Origin of the sequence: Photobacterium sp. Hal280 (assembly GCF_037162255.1) — a bacterium.
Classification (GTDB): domain Bacteria; phylum Pseudomonadota; class Gammaproteobacteria; order Enterobacterales; family Vibrionaceae; genus Photobacterium.
The window spans coordinates 1,838,344-1,860,482 of sequence record NZ_JARLUO010000005.1 but is presented as its reverse complement, the minus strand read 5'-3'; the positions used below and the strand labels follow the sequence as shown (position 1 = coordinate 1,860,482).

Genomic DNA, 22,139 nt, shown 5'->3' with positions numbered 1-22,139 from the left:
GTAGCGGAGAGCACACATGACGAGGCTAGGTCGTATCGGGCTTCTTCTGGTAATCAGCAGTGTTTCATATACGCTGCATGCACAGGTTGTGTCAAACACAGCATCTGAGTCAGAGATCAGTGTAGACATCGAAGCGCCTGTTGCGCCAGAAGCTGAAACAAGTGCCGTCGCTGAAGCGGCTGCTGTGGCCGATACGGCAGCCGTCGCGCCAACCCCGGAGCAGATTCAGGCTCAGAAACAAGCGGACGAATTAGCGCTGATCCGGCAAAAGTCACTGGCCTGGGTCGATGAGGTGTCCGCTCAGTTACCGGGATTGCGATATAAACAGCAACTTGCTCAGCTCTATCACGGGTTAGGTTATGTCCCTCTCTGGCAAGACAGTTTCACGGTGACCGATTTTGAGCAGCAGTTATGGGTGCTGACACTAGCAGAAACCAGCCCGGATTTTAATCAGCGCCTGAAACACCTCAAACAGCTCAAGCAAAGCAACGACTGGCGTCAGTATGATCTGCTCGCAACAGACACCTTACTGGCGTATCTCAGTTTCATTGAAAATGTCATTGATAACCGCACACAATGGTTGTTTAGCGAGGAAGTGCCAACGCGCATGCCTGCGCCCTCAGATGAGAGTCTGGCTGAGCTGATGGCTGTACTGGAGCGTGACCAGCTCAATGCGTTTGTGGCGTCGCTCAAACCTACCGGACGCCACTACAACCAGTTTCTGCAAGCCATCAACCGTATGGAAGCGATAGCGGAGAAGCCCTGGCCTGTGTTCAGTCAGCCCGGCATTATCCGTCTGGGCGCCTGGCTGAGAGATCCCGATGTTTTAATCACCATGCTGGAACGCTTGGGGGATTTAACTGCCTATCAGGCAGAGCAGCTCAGAACCGCAGGCAAGAAACACTACAATATCGATATGGCAGAAGCGGTGAAGCACTTCCAGCAACGGCACGGATTAAAAGTGGATGGTGCAATCGGTCCGCAGACCCGTGCCTGGCTCGCGGTAACGCCTCAGGAACGTATTCGCCTGCTGGCACTCAATGCCCAGCGCAGCCGGGTGTGGACGTCTGATTTCCCCTCCCGGCTGGTGGTGAATATTCCCGATTTTGCGTTGAATTTGTGGCTGGATAATCGCATGGTGTTTGATACCAGAGTCATTGTCGGACAGCCCAAACGCCCAACGCCGATTATGAGTTCAAGCTTATCCTCAGTGGTGTTCAACCCCTACTGGAATGTCCCGAACTCAATCATGAGAAAAGATATTCTGCCAAAAGCCCGTTACGACAGCGGTTATCTGTATCGTCATCACTACGACGTACTCCGCGGCTGGAACAGTAACGAAAAAATTCCGATCAGCTCTATCAACTGGCGTTATGTCAACGCGAAAAACTTTCCGTATCGTCTGCGGCAAAAGCCAGGCGCCCATAACGCGCTGGGGCGTTTTAAATTCAATATTCCAAACAATCAGGCGATTTATCTTCACGATACACCGTCAAAAAGCCTGTTTAATAAAGACTTCAGAGCATTCAGCTCAGGGTGTATCCGCGTTCAGGGCGCGGATGAAATGGCGAAAGTCCTGTTAAGCTACGCAGGTGTGTCAGAACAGCGCTTTGATCAGCTGGCCGGGCGAACTTCGACCCGGACCGTGGGGGTGAAACCGAAGATCCAAGTATTCCTGATCTATAAGACAGCGTGGATTGATGAACAGGGACTGGTGAACTATCGCAATGATGTGTATCAATACGATGAGCAGGATAAAAATTCACCAGACTCTGAAAAATTTGCATCAATTTACAAAAATTAAATTCCTTATGCGTCAATAACTAGTCAATTTTATGGCTTTTGTAATGTCTGTTTTTTGACATTTGTGCGTTGACTCATCGAAAACACACGGCTATCGTGCAGTCGTTTACAGGCTTTTGCGCTTGTTTTTTGTGTTTTACAGTTGAGTTTTTCAGGATGTCAGAAGTAGATAATAAGCGTCGTCAGCTCCTGATCGCGAGCGGGCTGACATTAGGCGCCTTTATGTTGCCAAAAATGGCTGTTGCGAGTCCCTACACTGCGAAAAGTGCCCGAGAACTGTACCTATGTAACATTCATACCAAAGAAGAATTGGAAACACGTTACTTTGACGGGAAGTTCTATCTGGACAAAGAGTTAAAGCGCATGAACCATATTTGCCGCGACTTTCGTCAAAATGAAGTGGCGCCAATGGACCGACGCCTGTTCGATGCGATTTCCCAGATCCGTGAAGAGCTGAGCCATAAAGGTCAGGTCCGCATTATCTCTGGCTACCGTTCGCCTAAAACCAACCAAATGTTGCGCGGCTCCACCAAAGGCGTGGCAAAGAAAAGCTACCATATGACAGGTCAAGCTATTGATTTTAATCTGGAAGGTATTTCTTTGTCTCGTGTCCGCAGTGCAGCCCTGGATCTGAAGTTGGGTGGCGTGGGTTATTACCCTCGCAGCGGATTTGTGCACATTGACACAGGTCCTGTGCGTCGCTGGTAAGCCCGGTACGCAGAACAGCAGGGGTGTGGTATGCTGGCGCGGTTTTGGAACAGTTAGGACAAATGTATGAGTCTGCAGTTTGAAATCGTGCCAGTGACTCCGTTTCAGCAGAATTGCTCAATTCTGTGGTGTGATAAAACGCTGGAAGGTGTGGTTGTCGATCCCGGTGGGGATATTGAACGTATCACGGCCCGTATTGCGTCACTCGGCATCAGGGTAGTGAAAATCGTTCTGACGCATGGTCACTTGGATCATGTTGGCGGCACGGCACCTTTATCATCTCAGCTTGAGGTGCCTGTATGGGGACCGCATAAAGACGACGCGTTCTGGCTGGATTCGCTGCAGCAGCAGTGCCAGATGTTTGGCTTTCCTCCTGTGACCGGGTTTCAGCCTGACCGCTGGCTCGATGAGGGAGACAGCATCCGCTTTGGTGAGCAGAGTCTGGCTGTATATCATACGCCGGGTCATACACCGGGACATGTTGTGCTTCACAGCGAGGAAGCCAGGCTGGCTGCTGTGGGTGATGTGCTGTTTAACGGCAGTATCGGCAGAACTGATTTCCCGCGTGGTGACCATGGTACATTGATTTCGTCGATCAAAACCAAGTTATGGCCACTGGGCAACGACACGCGTTTTATACCCGGCCACGGTCCAATGTCGACTTTTGGTGAAGAGCGAGCCAGTAACCCGCACGTTGCGGATGCGATGCCGCTCTGGTAATCCGCTTATCTGGCCTGCGCCAGAAAACGACGCGCCAGACCGATAAAGTCATCGGCTGGCCTGTCGAGCAAATCTTCTGAAATAAAAAAATCATACCCCATCAGCTCTCTGTTGTAGCGCATGCGGTTCGCCAGCATCGCGAGCAGTCCTTTGTTGATTTTTCCGTTTTCTCCCACATAGTGTTTGTCATCAAATAGCATATCTTCTATTTCGTGCGGCGGATTGTCTGCGCGCTTATACGCCATGATCATCAAACCGCGCTGTTCCATTAAGATCTGGCTGGCAATACGGGGGCAGATGCTGTCCAGAAATTCATCGTAATGTTTGAGTCTGATCCCAATCCAGGGCAGGGGTTTGTACCAGCCCTGAGTGCTGACCGACGCGCGTCCGATATCCGCGACATTCTGCCACCGGGTCAGCCAGCCGCCGTGCGGACTGTGGTATTGCAGGTGCATGAAAGTGAGGGTGAAAGTAATCGGCGACTGCCGGTTGAGTTTAACCCCGATGAGTAACAAGGTCGTCATGGCGAGCAGTAACAGCGCGACGGCCACGCCGTTAATGTCGGGAAAGGTAAAGACTGTCAGCCCCAGCGCGAATATCGCCAGCAGGCTCAGCCAGATCAGATAAGCGCCGGGTTTGGGATGCGGCGACTGGATATATACGCTATTCAAAATAACTCCAGAGAGAGCATGAAGAGGACATCTTTATCAAGTATGGCAAATTGTCCGGAGATGTTACTCACAGGTTGCAGTGACCGATATGGGCGTCAAATCATTGGCGACTGTTTATGCAAAGCGTAAGGCCCAGTTTGCATGAAAATCAGTATTTATTCCATGAAGTGCATGAACTTGGAAAAGATAAAAATGAGATCTTGTCGCTTAAAATACGCAAAATATGGCTTTTATTGTGCTTAAAATAGCCGTTTGCTGGCATTCCTCTGACATCCTTGATATAACTCGCGCTACTTTTTTCCCCGCTGGGCATCCAAACTGGCGACTGAAAGTAGTACAACGGAGTAGGAAGTTAATGAGAATCTCTCACAAACGTAAAGTACAGCTTAAACTGCAAAAACGCATCAAAGCGGCTACGGCAGTGACTCAAAAACCTGTCACCAAAGCAGCGGTGAAGCAGGCAGCCCCGGTAGCGGCAGCAAAGCCTCAGGTTGATGTGAAAAAAACAGAAGCACCAGCGGGTAACGTTGCAGTTACTGTATCGCTGACACCCAAGCAGCAGCAGGTGCTGGGCATCGTGGCAAACAATGCAGAAGGCATTAACCCGAAAAGCATCGGCCTTGAAGCCGGCCAGGAAGACAGCAAAGCCGCTTCCTGGGCAACGGGTGCACTGAAAAAACTGGTTGAAGAAGGGCTTGTTGAGCGAATTCAGCTTGCTGGCAATAAAGTCGTATATAAAACGCTATAATTGTCCTTCCCCGTTCCTGAATGATCAGGGGCGGGTTACCTTTCTTGCCTTTTTCAATCATTTATCTCCCTTTTTCCTCGCTATCATCATTTCTCACAGTTGACCATTCATGGCTGATTTTATTGCGTAAATTCGTTTCGGTCTGACGAACTAGCCTTATTCTGCTATACCTATTTAAGAGGATCGGATTATTCACGGATGTAGGCACTCACAGACGAGGTAATATGACAATGATCAGTGCTCGAGAGTTTTCCGAATGGTTACGCAACCGTTTTGCTGAGGACGAACAGGGTGTGTGTTTAACCCGGGAGGACATAAATCAGCTGACTGGCCGGCAAAGTTTCTCGCTGGGATTTGTGCATGATATTCATTACGAGTTGATGCAGTTTGATATGGCATTTGTCACAGATACATCACGGGAAAACTTTTATCTGGTCCATATTTCCAAGAAGTCGTGGCGCGATCAGTTGGAACGACAATATGAACGTGAGCTGTTTTGTAATGTGCTGCCGCTGGATAAATCCGGTTGATTTGAAGAACCAATACAGCAAAGTGCAATCGTGAAATAAAGCATCAGACAGAAGTCAAAAAATAGCCAAATGACAGTCAAAAGAAAGGGGCGCCCTGTGAGCGCCCCTTTCTGTGCAGATCACTGAACCTAAAGGTTACAGGACAGCAGCAATGCCATGACAAAGCGGCTGCATGTTATCTTTGGTCATACCCGCAACGCTGATACGGCCAGAGCCGACGATATAAATCGCAAACTCTTCTTTCAGACGTGCCACCTGCTCTTTATTCAGGCCTGAGAATGAGAACATGCCATTCTGGCGCTCAATAAAGCTGAAGTCGGCGTCAACACCCAAATCTTTCAGGGTCTGAACAAACAGAGTACGCATTTCCTGAATGCGGTCACGCATGTCTGCGACTTCCTGCTCCCACTCTGCACGCAGTTCGGCATTGTTCAGGATTTCAGTCACAATCGCTGCACCGTGAGCTGGTGGGTTCGAGTAGATCACACGGGCAATGCTTTTCACCTGGCTGAATGACGTGCTGGCCACTTCAGCGGTTTTCGCTACCAGAGTAAAGGCACCCACACGCTCGTTGTACAGGCCAAAGTTCTTGGAGAAAGAGCTGGCGATCAGCAGTTCACTGTTGTGTTCCGTAAAAATACGCAGACCGGTTGCATCTTCTTCAACGCCTTTGGCAAAGCCCTGATAAGCAAAATCGAACATGGGCAGCAGGTTTTTCTCGGCACAGAATTTTGCGAGTGCCAGCCATTGATCCGCATCCGGGTCGATACCGGTCGGGTTGTGGCAGCACCCGTGCAGCAATACCACGTCACCGGCTTTGGCATTTGCCAGAGAACTCAGCAAAGCATCGAAATCCATGCTCTTGGTTTCGGCATTGTAGTAAGCGTATTGTTCTGTCTGCAGACCCGCCGCGCCAAACACGCCAAAGTGGTTGGCCCAGGTTGGGTTGCTGATCCACACGGTCACATCGCCCAGTTGGCGTTTAATGAATTCAGCCGCGACACGCAGTGCACCGGTACCGCCCGGCGCCTGAGCCGTTTGAGCGCGTTTGTCAGTAATAATGGCGGCATCTTTGCCGAACAGCAGTTCCTGAACAGCCAGACCGTATTCTGCTGTTCCGGGAATACTCAGATAAGATTTGGTGGTTTCTTTTTCCAGCAGGATAGCTTCAGCTTTTTTCACTGTCGCCAGAACCGGGGTATTGCCCGATTCATCTTTGTAGATGCCAACGCCCAGATTGATTTTCTCAGCGCGAGTGTCATTTTTGAATTCTTCAGTCAGTCCCAGGATAGGGTCAGCTGGTGCGGCAACGATTTTTTCAAACATTCGTGAATCATCCATGCTAGTCAGTGATACGGTCGACGTGCCTGGAAAGACCATAATTTTTCAATGGCCATGTGACTCTGATCGAAATTCTGCAGTCCTTCAAGGATCTGGCAGACAGAAATCCGGTCTGGCTTTTGACATTCCGGTGCGATCAGGCTCCCAAGCAAACATCCATTGTAAAAGAAAATGAAACACAAACATCATCTATTGGAAATTTTCACGTGAGCTGGATCACATTGCGAATTTGCAACTTTTCATTCCCCCATCCTGAAATGCCGGATCACGCTGAATGTAATCGTCGATGGCGTTGATGCTCTTTGATAAATTCCATGAATGCCCGATCAGCGATCGATAAGTAACCATTTTTTCGCCAGGCGATAGCCAGGCTGAGCTGTACCGGTTGTTCGAAAGGCACGGCAGCCAGACCGGGTTCGTGGCGGGTCACCATTTCGAGTAAGGCTGATATGGCAAACTCCTGCCTGATAATACTCAGGATCATAGGCAACAGGTTTGTTTCAAACGCGATGTGCTGTTTGAGCTGATGTGCCTGACAGACATGGTCGATATAGTCGCGATGAAAGTAGCCTTGCTTGAACATCACCAGTTCCTGGCTGAAAAACTGTTCGAACGACACCGAGGACTGCCGGGAAAATTCGTGGTTCGGGCTGACGACAGCCACCATTTCTGAGGTGAGCAAGGGTTCGGCTTCCAGGCTGTCGGGGAGATCGGCACTTCGGATCACGCCTAAATCCAGCTCTCCGTTCAGCAGCATCAAACGGATCGATTGGGTACCGGCTTCGACCAGCGTCAGTTTGAGGTTGGGGTAGCGGGATTTAAACCCCATCAGAATATCGGGAAAGAAATACGACCCCAGCATACTGGGCACACCCAGCCGGACTTCGCCTTTTTGTAACCCCTTTAATTCCGCCATGGCGACCTTTGCATCATCCACCTGCTGCAAAATTAAGCGGGCATGCTGAATCAGTACCTCACCTTCGTGAGTCAGCACTATCTGACGATCGCTGCGGTGAAACAAGGGCATCTCTAACTGTTGTTCGAATTTCTTGATCGCAATGCTCAGAGCCGGCTGGGCGATGTGCAGCTTTTCCGCGGCTTTCGTGAAACTGCCGGCTTCTGCAATGGCAATGAAATACGTGAGCTGGCGAATGTCCATGGGTTACTCCGGATATTAATAAAAGATATGGAGTCGATATTTTTAATATATTTTCACTATCAAAGGGAAATTGCTACTGTTTCAGCAACTCTTCATCATCCGGTGCCAGTCTGTGATAGAAATCCATAGTTCTGCTTATCGTCGGGCCAGTTTTGCGCTGGCTCTTGGCTCATTTCTGGTGTTTTGTAATTTGTATCTCTTTCAGCCGCTGTTACCTGTGATGACAGAGGCTTTTTCTGTCAGTGCGACCAAAGTGAACTGGTTGCTGGCTGCAGGCACACTGGCTCTGGCACTGACTTTAGTGCCATGGGCGGTCAGCTCCGAAATGATTGGCCGGCGTAAGGTGATGCTGCTCAGTCTGTTTTTGCTGCCTGTGGTGGGTGTGTTGATGCTATTGGCTGAAAGCTTGCTGATGCTGAGCCTGGCCCGGGCCCTGATGGGCGCCTCGCTGGCCGGGTTTGCGGCGGTTGCTGTGGCTTATATGGCTGAGGAGTTTTCGCCGAGAGCCCTGTCGCTGGCGGTCGGCGGATACATCAGTGCTAACTCACTGGGTGGCATCGCCGGGCGATTATTCGGCGGTTTTGCGTCTGATGCCTGGGGCTGGCAGGGTGCTGTGCTGGGGATGGCCCTCTTGAGTTTGATTGGCGCTTTGGTGGTCGCCAGACTGTTGCCGCCGCAGCAACATTTCACCCCTCAGCGCGGGCAGCTCAGGCATCATACAAAACACGTGATCCGGCATTTACAGCAACCGGTATTGTGGATCCCGATGCTGATTGGCGGTATCAATTTTGCCTTGTTTGTGAACCTGTATTCCGTGATGGGTTTCAGGCTGGTCTCACCACCTTATTCCTTGCCGGTCAGTTGGGCGTCTTTGATCTTCCTGTGTTATCTGAGCGGCACGCTGACCGCAAAACTCAGTGGCAGCTGGAGCATCCGATATAAGCCGGTGAGTGGCATGATACTGGGGACGACAATCAGTGCGCTGGGCATGTGGGTTGCCGCCCTGGACTCTGTGTCGGCGATGCTGAGCGGTTTGCTGTTAATCAGTTCCGGTGCGTTTTTCACCCATTCTCTGGCGTATGCCTGGGTGAGTCAGAAAGCGAAGACCGGAAAAGCTACGGCCACCGCCCTATACCTGGTGCACTATTATGTTGGCGGCAGCCTGGGCGGGTTTTACCTGATCACCTGCTGGCAGCACTGGGACTGGCACGGTGTGCTGGTGGGCGGCAGTGTGCTGTATTTTGCTCTGTATGCCTTGTGCTGGCGTCTGGTGAGAAAGCAGGCCACCGAGCCTGCTACGTCGGTGGCTATTTAGCATCTATCCGGATCCGATTGGATTAAACCTCGCTGCTGGCTTCACTGACCAGGGGTTCTAAGGGCTTGCGTCTGTCACGGTACTGATAGCCGTAGGGATGGAACCGATAGCAGTCGCGACCGGCATCTTTGCACTCGTATAATGCGCGATCGGCACGATCGATCATGGTCATCAGGCTGTCGCCAGCAGTAAATGTTGCAATGCCGATACAGGCTGTGATCGACACATGTGTTTCTTCTATATCCGTCGGCAGTTGCAGTGAGCGGATATCGGCTAACATCCGGTCTGCAATTTTTTGCGCTGTTAAGGTATCGCAGCAGGGCAGGCAGAGAATAAATTCTTCACCGCCATAGCGTCCGAACAGGTCGGTTTTCCGTGAGGCCAGTTGCAGATGATCGGCAAAACCACGCAGTACTTTGTCGCCAACGCCATGGCCCCAGGTATCATTGATGCGTTTGAAGCGATCAATATCAAACAGCAGCAGAGAAAAAGACTGGCGCTTGGCCTGACAGTTTTCCATCGCTTTCTGGGCTTGCTGCAGTAACATTCGCCGATTGTAAATACCGGTTAACGGATCCAGGGTTGCCTGACGGTACAAACGCATCAACATGTAAAGCTTGGATAATTGCGACCAGATGACGACGATAGCCAGCACGTTCTGCAGCCAGTAATTGGCCAGTGTTTCCGGCATCAGAACAGTGCCTGTCTGGAAATCGACTGTGATTTCTGTCACGGCAGTAACTGCCAGCAGACACAGGCTTTCTTTCAGCGTAATCGGCAGGATGGTCAAAATAGCGACATGCAAAATAGGCAAGAGCGTATAGCCGTATTCAAAACCGCTGTACACTTTGGGGAACCCCAGTACCCAGATGCAATAGGTGTAGAAGAGGTTCAGCCCTAAAACCATGAGTGTCATGCACCATTGCGACTGACGTAAGGTGGTGTGTGTCTCGTTGACTTTGGCAATACCGATTAAAAATAACGCCAGAAGTAAACGGGCGCTGGCAATTCGGGTATCTTCTCCTGTATTGAGGTAAAAAAAGTCAAAAGGTATCCATGCGATGATCAGTACTGCCCATACAATGCAGAGCAGAGAAATTCGGCTGCGCAGGTATCCGCTTCGCGTATTCTGGAAGCTCTGGGTGTGCGCTTTAGCACTCCATAGATCCGGAATATAGAGCTTGAGCGCATGGCACAGCAGCCTATGGTAGTGGTTATAAGTCGATATCATCTTTGCTTCCAGCTCATCTGACATCTGTTTTGTGAGAAAAAACAGACGGTAAACGCCCTTTATTTTTATAATCGAACAATTATTCTACAAGATGAGCCTTAAAACCGTGATCTTGGTTCACATAAGGCATGTGAAACCAGGTTAATTGTCGGTAATTTTGAGCAATGGATGTTTTTAGTACTGTTCTGATATAATTTCGGGTGTTTTTCTCTTTCTTCTGTAGCCTTTCATGAATATGACTTATACCACTTTACTTATCTCTGCGCTGCTGGGCGCCCAGATGATTCTCACGCTCGTTTTGACCAAAGGGGAGATCTGTCCGGGCCAGCGCGGCCGGGTCCATAAGATGCTCCCTGTGCTGCTGCTGGGCTGGTTAATCGCATGTATCAGCCAGCCGGTTGCCCTGTTGCCTCTTCTGGGGCTCGCCTGGTTCACTTTCCAGGTAAAAACCGGAAAGACGCGCGATCAGGGGCCGCTGAAGCTGTTGTATGCATCATGCGCGATGGCAGTGCTGAGCTGGCTGATGGTGCTCTTTTCGCTGCCATGGCCTGAAAAAGCCCAGAGCCTGATTGCGGTAGTGATGTTTGGTGCCGCCCTGGCGCACCTGTTGCTGACCCAATCGCGAACGCGTTTGCAGGCTTTTCACCGGGTGTTACCGGCGGCAGGTCTGGTGAGTGCCATACTGAGTGTGCTGCTGTTTTCAGGACAGCTCTACTCCGTGCCTCAGGCGCAGGTGGAAAGCCAGTTGCTGGTGATTTGTGCGGCACTGTTCTTGCTGATTGCTGCTCAGGTGATTTGGGTGGGTCATATTGTGCTGGCGAAACCGGTCAAAGTCTGGCAGTTGTCCGGTGTGCTGTTCTTGCTGTCTGCCTCAGCAGGATGCCAGCTTTCCGTGTTCTGACTGGTCGAATGACGGCTTGAGCGTCTATGCTAACAACAGAGGCGTTGTTTGACTCTGGATCTGATGTTCTGACGGCAGTCGCCGGAGGAGGGAGAGGTGGAAATCAGTAATTTGCTGAACATGGACGCGAATATCGTACTGGGCATAGTGAATGAAAGGCTGCGCCTGGAATGCGATACAATTGATGATCTTTCCAGCCGTTACGAGCTGGATCAGGAACAATTGCGACAAAAAATGGCAGCCCTGGGCTACCGCTACGATCCCATTTCTAATCAATTTAAATGAGCAGAGGGCACCAATTACGGTGCCTTCTGTTTTTTCAGGTATTGTGCTTCAGGTATTGTGTCGACTTGCCTCAGGCCGCTTTAATGCCCTCAAGGTGGGTCTGGCACTGCTGTCGGGCTGTCGCAAAGAAGGCCTGAAGGTAGTGGCGCTCTTTTTCTGATGCGCGAATCGCCGCATACAGTCTTCGCCACAAGCCTTTCCCTAACGGCTTACTGACGATCAGCCCCTGACGGGCAAAATCATGGATTGCCCAGTTAGGCAGAGCCGCAACCCCTAAGCCTGCCGACACCATTTGTACCAGCATCAGGGTATTATCGGCTTGCTTCCAGACCTTAGGCTCGATGCCGGCAGGCTGCAGAAAATGTTTCACCACATCCAACCGGTTTTTTTGCACCGGGTAGGTCAGCATGGTCTGGCTGGCAAGGTCGGCCGGTTTGATTGTGCTCAGTTCAGCAAGGGGAGACTGCGGCGAAACCACCAGACGCATCTCAAAGTCGAATAGGGGTTCATAGTGCACTTCCGCTCGCGGGTTGATATCGGAGGTGATCACCAGATCAAGCTCCCCGGCAGCCAGGGCCGGGATAGGCTCGAAACTGAAACCGGATGAAAAGTCCAGGCTCACCGCCGGCCAGTTCATCTGGTATTCCTTCAGCGCAGGCATCAGCCACTGAAAGCAGGAATGGCACTCAATTGCCATATGCAGCCGGCCCTTTGCGTCTTCTTTTAAATTGGCAAGTTCATGCTCGGCGCGTGCGATACGGGGCATTAAGTCATCGGCCAGTTTCAGCAGGATCTCGCCTTCTGCAGTGAATCTGACCGGGCGTGTTTTGCGTAAAAACAGGGGCGCACCAATCCGCTGCTCAAGATCCTTGATTTGGTGAGACAGCGCCGACTGGGTCAGACAAAGGGTGTTGGCTGTTGCCGTCAGGGAGCCGGTGTCTCTCAGTACCGCTAATGTGCGAAGGTGCTTAATTTCAATCATGTTCACTCAGTCCCTGAATATTACTGCTGTTCAGAGTACTGGTTATCGAGAGATGTGTAAACATCTAGACGTCTATAATCGATTACATTCGGGAGTGTTGCGTGTCGCATAGTGATCTTGTATCTGTTATCTGAAACCAAACTGGTAAATAGACGGCGCCTGGCTGAAAATAGGATTGAAACCCGGTGTTACTTATTTGTTTAAGGGAATTTGATGAAGCGACAACGTCTTACATTGATTGGCTTACTCTTGTTTGCCGGGTTGCTATTATCGATTGTGATGCTGCTTTTTTCTCTCATCTGGAAACCCGCCGTATTCAGCAGGAATTTGAATCGGATGTTACGGAAGCCTCACACGCCTTTATTCAGGCGATGAACAGCCACTTTGAAGCGCTGTATACCCTGCAGCTTAATCTGGACACCAATGGCATTCCGGATGCCAAGGGCTTCACGGCACTGACCGCTAAAATCCTTGCCCGTTTTCCGGCGATCACGGCCCTGGAATGGATCCCTGAAGTGGATCAGGCCGAGCGTGCCAGCTTAGAGCAACGGGCCAATGAATGGTTGCCCGGTTATGTGATTACTGAACAGGTCGCGTCTGGTGAGCGCGTCGCGGCCAGCGAGCGAGCCGTTTACTATCCGGTGTATTATGTCGAACCTGTGACCGGTAACGAGGCAGTGATAGGCTATGACATGGGCTCACACTCCCTGCGTTTTGAAGCGGTTCAGCGCGCCAGAGATACCGGGCAGTTGCAACTGACTGTCCCGCTCCAGATCCAGCGCAATGATGTGACCGCCCAAGGCATCCTCAGCCTGTTGCCTGTGTACGAATTCCCTGAGCCGATGTCGGAGACGGAGCGGCAGGACAGCCTGCTGGGCTTTGTGGCAGGGGTGTTTAATCCTGCCCAGATTTTCCTCTCTTCTCCCGGTTTAACCAGGGTGGAGCCTTTTGCTTTGACGCTGATTGATACGCAAGCCCCCCAGTCAAACAAGCTGGTCTTCAGTCTGGTACCTGTGCCGGATACCGGGCCGGTTAGCCAGCAAAAACATTACCACTATAGTCAGAAAGTGCTGACTCAGGCGGCGATTACCCGCGATTATGCTCCTGACTATCGCTACGTTCATCAGGTGCTGAGCAAAGGCGGGCGCCGCTGGGTGATTGAAGCCACACCCATGCAGGATTATATCCGCCAGCATCAGTCATCCATACCCTGGTGGGTGTTCTGGGGAGTCAACGCATTTTTTGCCGTCGCCGCTTTGGTCTGCTTCTTCGTGTTTCAACGAGGCCAGCACTATCTGGATACGCTGAATCAGCAACATGACAGGCTGCTGGCCGTGAACGAAAAACTGGAACGCATGAGCCTGATTGATCCGCTGACGGGGATCGCGAACCAGCGGGCGTTTGAAGAAAGCCTGGATAAAGCGGTCCGAGTTGCACGGCGGGAACAATCCCCGCTGGTGGTGGTGCTGATCCAAATTGATGACTATGCGCATTTTGTCAGTCAGTGTCCGCAGGACATGTACGAGTCCAGTCTCCGGATGCTGGCCAACGAGCTGGGCAGAACATTGAAACGCCCTGCTGATATGGTGGCACGGCTTGATGATGACAGGTTTGCCGCTGTACTGCCAAATACCAACAATGGTGAAGTGGTTGCCCGTCACCTGCGCACTGCGGCCGAACGTCTGAATCTGGCCAATACTGAAATGAGTGCCAATCCTTACCTGACAGTGTCTGTAGGCGCCATGACAGTTTTCGATCTTCAGGGATTAACCGCCGAAACCTTGTTCCATCAAACAGAAGCTTTGTTGTATCAGGCGCAGCAGGAAGGATTGAATAAGGTGAGTGCCGCGGTTCGTCAGCAACAAGCATCAACTGAGCAGGCACTCAGCTGATGCTGTCAGACGAAAGGTTGCGGGTTACATTGGCTGAGTAGCGGTGAAAGTCAGAGTATGCTGGTTATTACTGAGCGTCAGCGTATTGCCTTTGACTTCGGCTTTGCTCCACTGGCTTAAGGTATCACTCATCACTCGTTCCAGTTTCATTGCATCGTCCGGGCAGGCCATCATGGTCATGCCCATTTTTTCAATGCGGAACTGGCCGTCTTTCACTTCGGCAGAACCGAAATAGCGGTTACAGCCGGAATGCCCATGTGCCATGGTATTATTTTCAAACCCCAGAGTCGGCACGGCGCCCATGCTAGGGATGGTGACGGCCTGATTGTCGATCTTGGACAGTTCCCATTCATATTGTGTCAGATCAGCAGAAGCGTCAGCTGTTGTGCTGCCACCGGTTCCGGCGCAGGCAGATAACAGCAGGGCAGTGCCCATGGCAGTCAGCAGGTGTTTTTTCATTGTATTTCCCCAAATGGATTCGAAGATTTTTGACTCACGGAAAGACAAAAAATTCCGTAAACCGTGTTTTTTAGTGTAGAAGCAATTCAACCCGGATGTTTTTACGCATCGTGCTTTTCCGGGTTGACCATGTGTAAATGCACATCCTGCTGCGGGAATGGGATAGAAACGCCTTCTTTGTCGAACCGCAGTTTGACCTCGCGCGTGACATCCCAGTACACATCCCAGTAGTCATCCGTTTTCACCCAGGGACGAACGATAAAGTCGACCGAAGAAGTATTAAGCGTGTGTACTTTGATGGTTTTCTCCGGTGCGCGCAGCACAGCCGGATGGTTATCAATAATGTCATGTAAAATAGCTTCGGCTTGCTCAATACTGTCTTTATAGCCAATCCCAAAGACCATATCGACACGGCGAACACGCTCGTGCGTGACATTTTTGATCGTATCTCCCCAGATTTTACTGTTCGGCACGATGATGATTTGGTTATCAAAGGTACGGATCGTGGTATTGACCAGGCTCATGTGGCTGACCTTACCGGACACCCCGCCGGCTTCCACAAAATCGCCGACATCAAAAGGACGGTAAATCAGCAGCATCATCCCCGAAGCGAAATTTGACAAGGTATCCTGCAAAGCAAAACCGATGATCACACCGGCCACACCGAAACCTGTCAGTACTGGCGCAAGGTTAAGTCCAACCTGTGACAAGGCAATTAACAGCCCGAGGAAAAAGACCGCTTTGCCCGACATGGAAATGAAGAAGTCCTGCATCAGCTGCGACATCTTGAGGTTGGGCGAGGCCACGGCGCGTTTCACCACTTTACGTGTCAGGTTTTTTAACAGCCGGAACAGCAAAAGGACCAGGGCGAAAATAAACACTTTGAACAACACCTGCGGGGTATTATCAATCAGCCATTTTTTCAGGTTGTCAGCCCAGGTCGAGACAATCGAGTAGATGACCTGCGGATTCAGGATGTCATTGGTGAGATCGCCGGTCACTTCAAACTGCTGCTTTTTGTAGTTCGACGTATCGATCTGTGCCTGATCGCCGAGGTTGATCAAGTAGTTTAAGCGGTCAATATCGCTCGACAGTTTGCGTTGTGCCAGAATGTGCATCAGTTGCAGTGAGGCTTTCTCACTCTCGGATGCCTCTTTGAGCTGTTTAGCCAGCATTTTTTCCTGCTGGTTGTTGTAATCCAGTGAGGCAGAGACAAACTCTAAACGGTTGCTGATGTCTTTCGCCAGTTTGGCTTTTTTCAGTTCTGCATCATGGCCAAGCTGTTCCATCCAGCGGTAGTTTTCCCACTGCTCACCCAGCATCTGAACAGACAGCATGCGCTCTTCATTTAATTGTTTGAGTTTGAGTAACTGTTCTTCCTGCGAGGCTTTGTCCAGCGCTTTTTCATCAGCCTGAATTTTGTTGCTCAGATAGTTGGCTGTATTGCTGGTATAGCGTTCCTGCCGTTTGACGTAATCCAGCAGCGTGGCGGCTGACCCTTCAGGCGGTTCGTGAATGAATTCCCCGATCTTGTCGCGCAGTTCATTGTTTTTATTCAGTACCTGCATGCGCAGAACATCGCGTGTGGTACCGGTACGGTTCTGGCCGGCCTCATACAGCGCCATGACTTCCTGGCTCAACTGTGACAGTTCATCCAGCGGAGACGTCGGTGTTTCAGCCTGGGCAAACACATTGAGGCTGTATGTAAGCAACGTAATAAAGAGTAAAAGCTTGCGCATAGTAGAGCGGTAGTCCGGTTCAGAGAGATAAAACAAGTACATCGCGGCAATGAGTGTGCCGCGATGAGAATGAGTGCTGTGATTATAACATGCTTACCGTTGCAGGTGAGGTCAGAGCAAGTCCTGCTGGCAAAGGAATTGATGATGATCAAATTGCCAGCACCAGTCCGGCGTCCACATTTCCTGATTGAGAATGATCACCATTGGCCGGTTAATCTGATGCAGCATATACCAAAGTGCAGGGTAGTGGCGTTGATCACAGATGAGGGTGTCGCACCCTGAAGCCGCAAGGGTATCTGCCAGCAGTTGCTGGTGGCCATTTTGCGAATAGGTGAAAGCCATCAGGTTATGTAAACGGCAATAGGCGGCGTATTGTTGCGTCATGATCCGCGAAGATTGCAGAATACCTGTGAGTTTAGGGTGAGCATCCATTGCTGCGAGTTTATGAATCCAGGATTTAGCATGTGAAATTTCATGATTCTTTTGCATCATCTCACCTGTCTGGCCTTGGCCTGAATATTCGGTGCCAATAGAATTAATCAGAGTTCATTTGAGTGTAAGTCCGGCTGCTGAGTGAATTGTCAGGAATGGGTAAAAAAAGCACAAAAAAAGCCCCCGAATCGGGGGCAAATACTTACCATCGCTTTTATTATCTGTCGTTTCGGGTTTCTGCTGTTTCGGAGACAGGCCGGATTTCAAGGCCTGCGAAACAGTCTGGGATCCGGGATTAACCGAAGTCGCCGTTGACGTAGCCACGGGTACGATCATCACGCGGGCTGTTGAACAGCGCATAGGTATCGTCATGTTCGACCAGTTCACCCATCAGGAAGAAGGCGGTCCGGTCTGAAATGCGGCGTGCCTGTTGCATCGAGTGGGTCACGATCACGATCGTGAAGTCTTTTTTCAGCGACTCCATCAGATCTTCAATTTTCTTGGTTGCGATCGGATCCAGCGCAGAAGTCGGTTCATCCATCAGAATGACCTCAGGCTCCATGGCGATGGTGCGGGCGATACACAGACGTTGCTGCTGACCACCAGACAAACCGAAGGCGTGTGATTTCAAACGGTCTTTCACCTCATCCCACAGCGCCGCGCCGCGCAGCGATTGTTCTACTACTTCATCCAGACGTTTTTTGTCGGTCACCCCCTGAGCACGCAGGCCGTAGGCTACGTTCTCGTAAATGCTCATCGGGAAGGGGTTGGGCTTCTGGAACACCATGCCCACCTTAATGCGCAGTCTGGAGACATCGATGTTGCCGTAGACGTCTTCACCGTCCATCGACAGCTTGCCTTTGATCTTCACCCCTTCAATCAGGTCATTCATGCGGTTCAGGCAGCGCAGCAGTGTGGATTTACCACAGCCAGACGGGCCAATCAGTGCAGTCACCTGGCGGTTTGGAATTGGCAGATTGATCTTTTTCAGTGCCTGGTTGTCACCGTAAAACAGGTCCAGATTTTCAATGTTAAATTTGTTCATGATGTATTTCCCCGAAATCAGTAAGTCGCAGTGTTAAAGCGTTTCGCAAGCAGTTTGGTGCACAAGTTGATGATCAGAACAACCACAATCAGAATGGTGGCAGTGGCGTACGCCTGATGCCATTCATGAATGGTGTAGAGTTCCTGCGTCAGCTTGTACAGGTGCACGGTAAGTGTCCGGCCGGAGTCCATCAGACTTTCCGGAAGACGGGCCACCATGCCTGCTGTCATGAACACAGGTGCCGATTCACCGATGACACGACCTACACTGAGGATGATAGAAGTAACGATACCTGGCATTGCACTTGGCAAGATCAGGCGCCAGATGGTGTAAATTTTCGATGCGCCCAGCCCGTACGAACCTTCACGGTAAGTTTGCGGTACCGCCATTAAGGCTTCTTCTGTGGTGCGGATGATCACGGGCAGAATCAGAATGCTCAGTGTCAGGGCACCAGATAGGATCGAGAAGCCAAAGCCAAGCACAACCACAAAGAAGGTCATCCCGAACAGGCCGTAAATAATTGACGGAATACCCGCCAGCGACTCGGTACAGAAGCGGATCACTTTGACCAGACGGCTGCCGACTTTGGCATATTCTGTCAGGTAGATCGCGGTCATGATCCCCATCGGTGCTGCGACCAGAATTGATGCCAGCACCATGTAGAGCGTGGCAACGATCATCGGCCAGATACCCGACTCTTCACCCAGCGTTGTGTAGTTGCTGGAAATGAATGTCCAGTCGACGTAGGCAAGGCCGTTGCTCAGGATGTACCAGACCACCCACAGCAGGAAACCGACCGTGACCGTGGCCGATGTCCAGATCACACCGAGGTAGAGTTTATCTTTGAGTTGTTGTCTGGCAGGGTTACTCGCCTGCAGATGTGTGGTTGTTGATAGCGTCATTGTGATTACCTCGCGCGCTCACGGTTCAGGTAGAGCAGGGCGGCATTCAGCATCATGATGAACACCAGCAGCACAATACCTGTGGCATACAGGGCGCTGGCGTGAATACCGGTGGCGTACGACATTTCAATCGCGATATTGGCGGTGAGGGTACGTGCTGAATCCAGGATGCCCTCAGGCATGGCCGGGGAGTTCCCCATCACCATGATGATGGCCATGGTTTCCCCTAAGGCGCGTGCAATCCCCAGAATGACGCCTGTCATAATGCCGGAACGGGCAGCCGGGACCAGCAGTTTGAAGATGGTGAAAATATGCGACGCACCCAGCGCCAGTGAGCCTTCTTTATAGCTGCGCGGTACGGCACGAATGGAGGTTTCCGACACGGTAATCACTGTAGGCAGAATCATGACTGCCAGTACGATAATCCCCGCCAGCACTGTATTACCCGCCGGGACATTAAATACGTTCTGGATCAGCGGCACGATAATCACCAGGCCGAAGAAACCGTAAACCACAGAGGGGATACCCGCCAGCAGTTCAACCATGGGACGAATGATGTCAGCCAGGCGCTTGGGGGCCACTTCAGCGATAAAGATCGCGGTCATTACCCCAACCGGCACACCTAAAATCACAGCACCTGCGGTAGAAACCACAGAAGCGACAATCATAGGGAAGATGCCGAACAAGGCAGGTGGCAGCCATTCATCTCCCAGCACAATGCCAGTGATACCGGCTTCCGCAAAAGCGGCATAGCCTTCACGGAAAATGAAATAGCCGATCGTAATCAGCGATAAGATTCCGATGACGGCACTTGCGAGGAAAAGGTATTTGAAAAAGAGTTCACGCCAGTCAATTTTATTAGCAGCAGCAAGCTGAGGCTTCTTCTGCGTGTTCTCAATATTGTTCGCGATGGTCATTTTGCATTACTCCAGACACTGAACCAAAAACTTCAGGTACTGAGAAATCGAAATATCCGGCCTGCATATCAGGCCGGAAAAGGCATTGCAAATTAGTGAGTTGAAATCAAACCGTGCTCAGAAACGATTTTTTGTGCGTCAGCTGTTTTCATCCATTTCAGGAATTCCAGCGCTTCTTTAGAAGGGCGACCATCTTTGTAAACCACCAGGAATGGACGCTGTACACCGTAATCACCCGCTTTGATGGCTTCAACTGACGGCTCATGGCCTTCAATAGACAGTGCTTTCACCGAGTCGTCCACTGAGCTCAGAGAAATGTAACCAATCGAGAACGGGTTGCTGGCAACCATAGTTTTCAGCTGACCGTTACCGCTGGCCACTTGAGCACGCTGAGAAATCGCTGAAACAGATTTATTGTTCACTTTACGTTTCAGAGACATGATGTCTTCGAAGGCGCCGCGAGTGCCAGAAGCGGTATCACGGGTCGCCACAACGATAGGTTTGTCTTCACCGCCTACTTGTTTCCAGTTGGTGATTTCGCCTTTATAAATTTGTGCAACCTGCTCTTTGCTCAGGTCTTTCACAGGGTTTGAATTGTGAACAACGACGGCGATACCGTCACGGGCAATCACAACTTCTTGAATATCAGAAGATTTTTCAGACGATTTCAGATCACGAGAGCTCATGCCCAAATCAGAAGAACCGTCGTGTGCTGCACGGATACCGGCAGAAGACCCCGGACCCTGAACTTCAACCACGACATCGTGGGATTTTGCGTAAGTCTCGCCGAATACTTCCATCAGTGGCGTTACAGAAGAAGAGCCAACAACAGAAATTGTTTCAGCCGCCATAGCCGGGTTAAACATCATTGAGCCAGCCAGTGTGATAGCACCGATAACCTTTGCTTTCATTTTTCCATATCCTTTCGAATTTGGCGGAATTGCCAATCAGTTGTTTAACGAACGAGGCACAGGTTAGGAGAGTTTTATGACAGGTTTGTTGCAGTTTGTTGAACACTCTATGAAGATGATAGTAAGTGTCTGATATGCATAAACAATCGTGGCAGTTATGAAATCTTAGTTTGATGAAAGGCCATCAATGATACTCATCAGGTATAGATAATGCCTGACTGCACTATCAATTCTGGAAGCCATTTCTCACTTGTTCCGCGGCTCTGCCGGAAGCGGATTGGAGGGCTGCTCTCCTGATGTCACCTTTTTTTACACAGACAGACGTCGAGAGTTCTGGGCAAGCAGGTCTGAAAAAAACGCAAAATTACCCGGAAAAACACACAGACAGCTTTGTTAGCGTTATGGCGTTGATTTATTGAGATCATTTCCTGAAATGTCCGGCTTTTCTGACTGCGCTGTCTTTTGTTCAGGCCGTGATGGCACAGAACTTGATGCACTTTTCCCTGAACACAATAACGACAATAAAGTTGGGTTGGGGGTGTGTAATGAAACCTGTGACAAAAATAACGATATTCAGCCTGGCGATGCTGGCAAGTGCACATGTCAATGCCGCATTAGTCACTGTGGAGTTTGGCGCCTTTACCGGTTCCTGGGTGAACGCCGTGGCGGATTCTGGCAGTGGCCAGCCAGTGACGATCGGCAATGCAACGGACAACCCCATGTTGCGCTGGGGGTTGCCATCGCCGTCTTCGGGTCCGCAGAGCGGTTATGATTTTGCCTCTGCCGCCAGCTTTGATACCACCTTTGATACGGATACCGGCACCAGTGATGATTTTCAGTTGGGGACATTTACCCACTTAAATAATGTCATTCTGAGCACCGGGGCCAGCCTGCAGAGTGTCGATTTGCAACTGAGCACGACAGTGTCTATTGATGGCGGAACACCGGTTGATGTGCAGTTTGTGTTTAACTTTACCCATAACGAGACCAGCAATAGCGCGGATCCCTGTGCGAACGGGGAAGCGAATGGCGTTGGGGTCAACGTGAATGGTTGTGCCGACATTATTACGGTCTCCACTTCGCAGTTCACCGATGTCACGACAGTGAACGGCATCAAGTATACGGTGAATATTCAGGGTTTCCTGGTCAACGGTCTCTTTGCTGATCGGTTTGAAACCATTGAGAAAAGCACCAATCAGGCGTTTATTCAGGCCAATATCTCTGCACTGACAGAGGTGCCGGTACCGGAACCTGCGAGTGTTGCCATTCTGGGGACGGTGCTGGCCGGCATTGCCATGATACGCCGCCGCAGACGGCAAAATCACAGTGCATAAGCCAAGCGCATAAAGCCGCAGAAGCTGCGGCTTTTTCTTTGCCTAAACAGCGACTATTTATACTTCGGGGCACGAAAATTTTCAGGCAGGGCTTTAGCTGACTTGCAAGTCAGA

Annotated in this window: 22 protein-coding genes; 10 read left to right on the top strand and 12 right to left on the bottom strand. The window is 50.7% G+C overall.

The annotated features are described in order from the left end of the window. Nucleotides 1-16 precede the first annotated feature (16 nt). The 3 genes from P4S53_RS17945 to P4S53_RS17935 all read left to right on the top strand — a co-directional run bounded on the left by P4S53_RS17945 (nucleotide 17) and on the right by P4S53_RS17935 (nucleotide 3,231). The gene (locus P4S53_RS17945; RefSeq protein ID WP_337113754.1) at nucleotides 17-1,804 is read left to right on the top strand and encodes a L,D-transpeptidase family protein; all 1,788 of its coding nucleotides are present in this window, start codon (nucleotides 17-19) and stop codon (nucleotides 1,802-1,804) included. Between the two features lie 155 nt (nucleotides 1,805-1,959). Further along, a complete protein-coding gene (locus P4S53_RS17940; RefSeq protein WP_337113753.1) occupies nucleotides 1,960-2,511 on the top strand; it encodes a YcbK family protein in 552 nt (183 codons plus the stop codon). A gap of 66 nt (nucleotides 2,512-2,577) precedes the next feature. Then, the gene (locus P4S53_RS17935) at nucleotides 2,578-3,231 is read left to right on the top strand and encodes an MBL fold metallo-hydrolase (RefSeq protein WP_337113752.1); all 654 of its coding nucleotides are present in this window, start codon (nucleotides 2,578-2,580) and stop codon (nucleotides 3,229-3,231) included. 5 nt (nucleotides 3,232-3,236) lie between these two features. Here the strand turns inward: P4S53_RS17935 and P4S53_RS17930 are convergent, their stop codons facing one another. Further along, nucleotides 3,237-3,902 (bottom strand): DUF2982 domain-containing protein, encoded by a 666-nt coding sequence (locus P4S53_RS17930; protein ID WP_337113751.1) that lies wholly within the window; start codon nucleotides 3,900-3,902, stop codon nucleotides 3,237-3,239. Nucleotides 3,903-4,257: 355 nt separating this feature from the next. Here P4S53_RS17930 and P4S53_RS17925 point away from each other — a divergent pair, with 355 nt between their 5' ends. Then, nucleotides 4,258-4,650 carry a MarR family transcriptional regulator gene (locus P4S53_RS17925; RefSeq protein ID WP_337113750.1) on the top strand — a complete coding sequence of 131 codons (393 nt, stop codon included), beginning with the start codon at nucleotides 4,258-4,260 and terminating at the stop codon, nucleotides 4,648-4,650. Between the two features lie 224 nt (nucleotides 4,651-4,874). After that, nucleotides 4,875-5,180 (top strand): hypothetical protein, encoded by a 306-nt coding sequence (locus P4S53_RS17920; RefSeq protein WP_027253270.1) that lies wholly within the window; start codon nucleotides 4,875-4,877, stop codon nucleotides 5,178-5,180. Between the two features lie 135 nt (nucleotides 5,181-5,315). Here P4S53_RS17920 and P4S53_RS17915 read toward each other — a convergent pair whose 3' ends face one another. Then, nucleotides 5,316-6,506, bottom strand: a complete 1,191-nt coding sequence (locus tag P4S53_RS17915) for an amino acid aminotransferase (RefSeq protein WP_337113749.1) — start codon at nucleotides 6,504-6,506, stop codon at nucleotides 5,316-5,318. A gap of 280 nt (nucleotides 6,507-6,786) precedes the next feature. After that, nucleotides 6,787-7,680, bottom strand: a complete 894-nt coding sequence (locus tag P4S53_RS17910) for a LysR family transcriptional regulator (protein ID WP_337113748.1) — start codon at nucleotides 7,678-7,680, stop codon at nucleotides 6,787-6,789. A 112-nt stretch (nucleotides 7,681-7,792) separates the two neighbouring features. Here P4S53_RS17910 and P4S53_RS17905 point away from each other — a divergent pair, with 112 nt between their 5' ends. Further along, the gene (locus P4S53_RS17905) at nucleotides 7,793-8,995 is read left to right on the top strand and encodes an MFS transporter (protein ID WP_337113747.1); all 1,203 of its coding nucleotides are present in this window, start codon (nucleotides 7,793-7,795) and stop codon (nucleotides 8,993-8,995) included. 22 nt (nucleotides 8,996-9,017) lie between these two features. Here P4S53_RS17905 and P4S53_RS17900 read toward each other — a convergent pair whose 3' ends face one another. After that, nucleotides 9,018-10,226, bottom strand: coding sequence for a GGDEF domain-containing protein (locus P4S53_RS17900; RefSeq protein ID WP_337113746.1), 1,209 nt, complete (start codon nucleotides 10,224-10,226; stop codon nucleotides 9,018-9,020). Between the two features lie 229 nt (nucleotides 10,227-10,455). Here P4S53_RS17900 and P4S53_RS17895 point away from each other — a divergent pair, with 229 nt between their 5' ends. Continuing rightward, on the top strand, nucleotides 10,456-11,127 hold the full coding sequence (locus tag P4S53_RS17895; RefSeq protein ID WP_337113745.1) for a hypothetical protein: 672 nt from the start codon (nucleotides 10,456-10,458) through the stop codon (nucleotides 11,125-11,127). A gap of 96 nt (nucleotides 11,128-11,223) precedes the next feature. Next, nucleotides 11,224-11,412, top strand: coding sequence for a DUF4250 domain-containing protein (locus P4S53_RS17890; RefSeq protein ID WP_027253265.1), 189 nt, complete (start codon nucleotides 11,224-11,226; stop codon nucleotides 11,410-11,412). A 70-nt stretch (nucleotides 11,413-11,482) separates the two neighbouring features. On the opposite strand, the gene metR is transcribed toward P4S53_RS17890, so the two are convergent. Next, nucleotides 11,483-12,394 (bottom strand): HTH-type transcriptional regulator MetR, encoded by a 912-nt coding sequence (metR, locus tag P4S53_RS17885; protein WP_337113744.1) that lies wholly within the window; start codon nucleotides 12,392-12,394, stop codon nucleotides 11,483-11,485. A gap of 185 nt (nucleotides 12,395-12,579) precedes the next feature. Here metR and P4S53_RS17880 point away from each other — a divergent pair, with 185 nt between their 5' ends. Then, entirely contained in the window at nucleotides 12,580-14,286 is a 1,707-nt protein-coding gene (locus tag P4S53_RS17880) for a CHASE domain-containing protein (protein WP_337113743.1), read from the top strand. Nucleotides 14,287-14,310: 24 nt separating this feature from the next. Here the strand turns inward: P4S53_RS17880 and P4S53_RS17875 are convergent, their stop codons facing one another. The 7 genes from P4S53_RS17875 to P4S53_RS17845 all read right to left on the bottom strand — a co-directional run bounded on the left by P4S53_RS17875 (nucleotide 14,311) and on the right by P4S53_RS17845 (nucleotide 20,691). Then, complete coding sequence (locus P4S53_RS17875) at nucleotides 14,311-14,745, bottom strand: META domain-containing protein (protein ID WP_337113742.1); 435 nt, start codon at nucleotides 14,743-14,745, stop codon at nucleotides 14,311-14,313. A 101-nt stretch (nucleotides 14,746-14,846) separates the two neighbouring features. After that, a complete protein-coding gene (locus P4S53_RS17870) occupies nucleotides 14,847-16,484 on the bottom strand; it encodes a mechanosensitive ion channel family protein (protein WP_337113741.1) in 1,638 nt (545 codons plus the stop codon). Nucleotides 16,485-16,595: 111 nt separating this feature from the next. After that, entirely contained in the window at nucleotides 16,596-16,973 is a 378-nt protein-coding gene (locus tag P4S53_RS17865) for a hypothetical protein (RefSeq protein ID WP_337113740.1), read from the bottom strand. 238 nt (nucleotides 16,974-17,211) lie between these two features. Continuing rightward, nucleotides 17,212-17,961 carry a phosphate ABC transporter ATP-binding protein PstB gene (gene pstB / locus P4S53_RS17860; protein WP_027253259.1) on the bottom strand — a complete coding sequence of 250 codons (750 nt, stop codon included), beginning with the start codon at nucleotides 17,959-17,961 and terminating at the stop codon, nucleotides 17,212-17,214. Nucleotides 17,962-17,978: 17 nt separating this feature from the next. Further along, on the bottom strand, nucleotides 17,979-18,863 hold the full coding sequence (gene pstA, locus P4S53_RS17855) for a phosphate ABC transporter permease PstA (protein WP_337113739.1): 885 nt from the start codon (nucleotides 18,861-18,863) through the stop codon (nucleotides 17,979-17,981). A gap of 5 nt (nucleotides 18,864-18,868) precedes the next feature. Further along, the gene (gene pstC, locus P4S53_RS17850) at nucleotides 18,869-19,780 is read right to left on the bottom strand and encodes a phosphate ABC transporter permease subunit PstC (protein ID WP_337113738.1); all 912 of its coding nucleotides are present in this window, start codon (nucleotides 19,778-19,780) and stop codon (nucleotides 18,869-18,871) included. 92 nt (nucleotides 19,781-19,872) lie between these two features. Beyond that, a complete protein-coding gene (locus P4S53_RS17845) occupies nucleotides 19,873-20,691 on the bottom strand; it encodes a phosphate ABC transporter substrate-binding protein (protein WP_337113737.1) in 819 nt (272 codons plus the stop codon). A gap of 545 nt (nucleotides 20,692-21,236) precedes the next feature. On the opposite strand from P4S53_RS17845, the gene P4S53_RS17840 reads away from it, so the two are divergent. After that, nucleotides 21,237-22,025 carry a THxN family PEP-CTERM protein gene (locus P4S53_RS17840; protein ID WP_337113736.1) on the top strand — a complete coding sequence of 263 codons (789 nt, stop codon included), beginning with the start codon at nucleotides 21,237-21,239 and terminating at the stop codon, nucleotides 22,023-22,025. Nucleotides 22,026-22,139 lie beyond the last annotated feature (114 nt).

What these genes read in the sequence shown, in the direction of transcription:
- P4S53_RS17945 (WP_337113754.1), top strand. Translation starts at nt 17, where the DNA reads ATGACGAGGCTAGGTCGTATCGGGCTTCTTCTGGTAATCAGCAGTGTT.
- P4S53_RS17940 (WP_337113753.1), top strand. Translation starts at nt 1,960, where the DNA reads ATGTCAGAAGTAGATAATAAGCGTCGTCAGCTCCTGATCGCGAGCGGG.
- P4S53_RS17935 (WP_337113752.1), top strand. Translation starts at nt 2,578, where the DNA reads ATGAGTCTGCAGTTTGAAATCGTGCCAGTGACTCCGTTTCAGCAGAAT.
- P4S53_RS17925 (WP_337113750.1), top strand. Translation starts at nt 4,258, where the DNA reads ATGAGAATCTCTCACAAACGTAAAGTACAGCTTAAACTGCAAAAACGC.
- P4S53_RS17920 (WP_027253270.1), top strand. Translation starts at nt 4,875, where the DNA reads ATGACAATGATCAGTGCTCGAGAGTTTTCCGAATGGTTACGCAACCGT.
- P4S53_RS17915 (WP_337113749.1), bottom strand. Translation starts at nt 6,506, where the DNA reads ATGTTTGAAAAAATCGTTGCCGCACCAGCTGACCCTATCCTGGGACTG.
- P4S53_RS17910 (WP_337113748.1), bottom strand. Translation starts at nt 7,680, where the DNA reads ATGGACATTCGCCAGCTCACGTATTTCATTGCCATTGCAGAAGCCGGC.
- P4S53_RS17900 (WP_337113746.1), bottom strand. Translation starts at nt 10,226, where the DNA reads ATGATATCGACTTATAACCACTACCATAGGCTGCTGTGCCATGCGCTC.
- P4S53_RS17895 (WP_337113745.1), top strand. Translation starts at nt 10,456, where the DNA reads ATGAATATGACTTATACCACTTTACTTATCTCTGCGCTGCTGGGCGCC.
- metR (WP_337113744.1), bottom strand. Translation starts at nt 12,394, where the DNA reads ATGATTGAAATTAAGCACCTTCGCACATTAGCGGTACTGAGAGACACC.
- P4S53_RS17875 (WP_337113742.1), bottom strand. Translation starts at nt 14,745, where the DNA reads ATGAAAAAACACCTGCTGACTGCCATGGGCACTGCCCTGCTGTTATCT.
- P4S53_RS17870 (WP_337113741.1), bottom strand. Translation starts at nt 16,484, where the DNA reads ATGCGCAAGCTTTTACTCTTTATTACGTTGCTTACATACAGCCTCAAT.
- P4S53_RS17865 (WP_337113740.1), bottom strand. Translation starts at nt 16,973, where the DNA reads ATGCAAAAGAATCATGAAATTTCACATGCTAAATCCTGGATTCATAAA.
- pstB (WP_027253259.1), bottom strand. Translation starts at nt 17,961, where the DNA reads ATGAACAAATTTAACATTGAAAATCTGGACCTGTTTTACGGTGACAAC.
- pstA (WP_337113739.1), bottom strand. Translation starts at nt 18,863, where the DNA reads ATGACGCTATCAACAACCACACATCTGCAGGCGAGTAACCCTGCCAGA.
- pstC (WP_337113738.1), bottom strand. Translation starts at nt 19,780, where the DNA reads ATGACCATCGCGAACAATATTGAGAACACGCAGAAGAAGCCTCAGCTT.
- P4S53_RS17845 (WP_337113737.1), bottom strand. Translation starts at nt 20,691, where the DNA reads ATGAAAGCAAAGGTTATCGGTGCTATCACACTGGCTGGCTCAATGATG.
- P4S53_RS17840 (WP_337113736.1), top strand. Translation starts at nt 21,237, where the DNA reads ATGAAACCTGTGACAAAAATAACGATATTCAGCCTGGCGATGCTGGCA.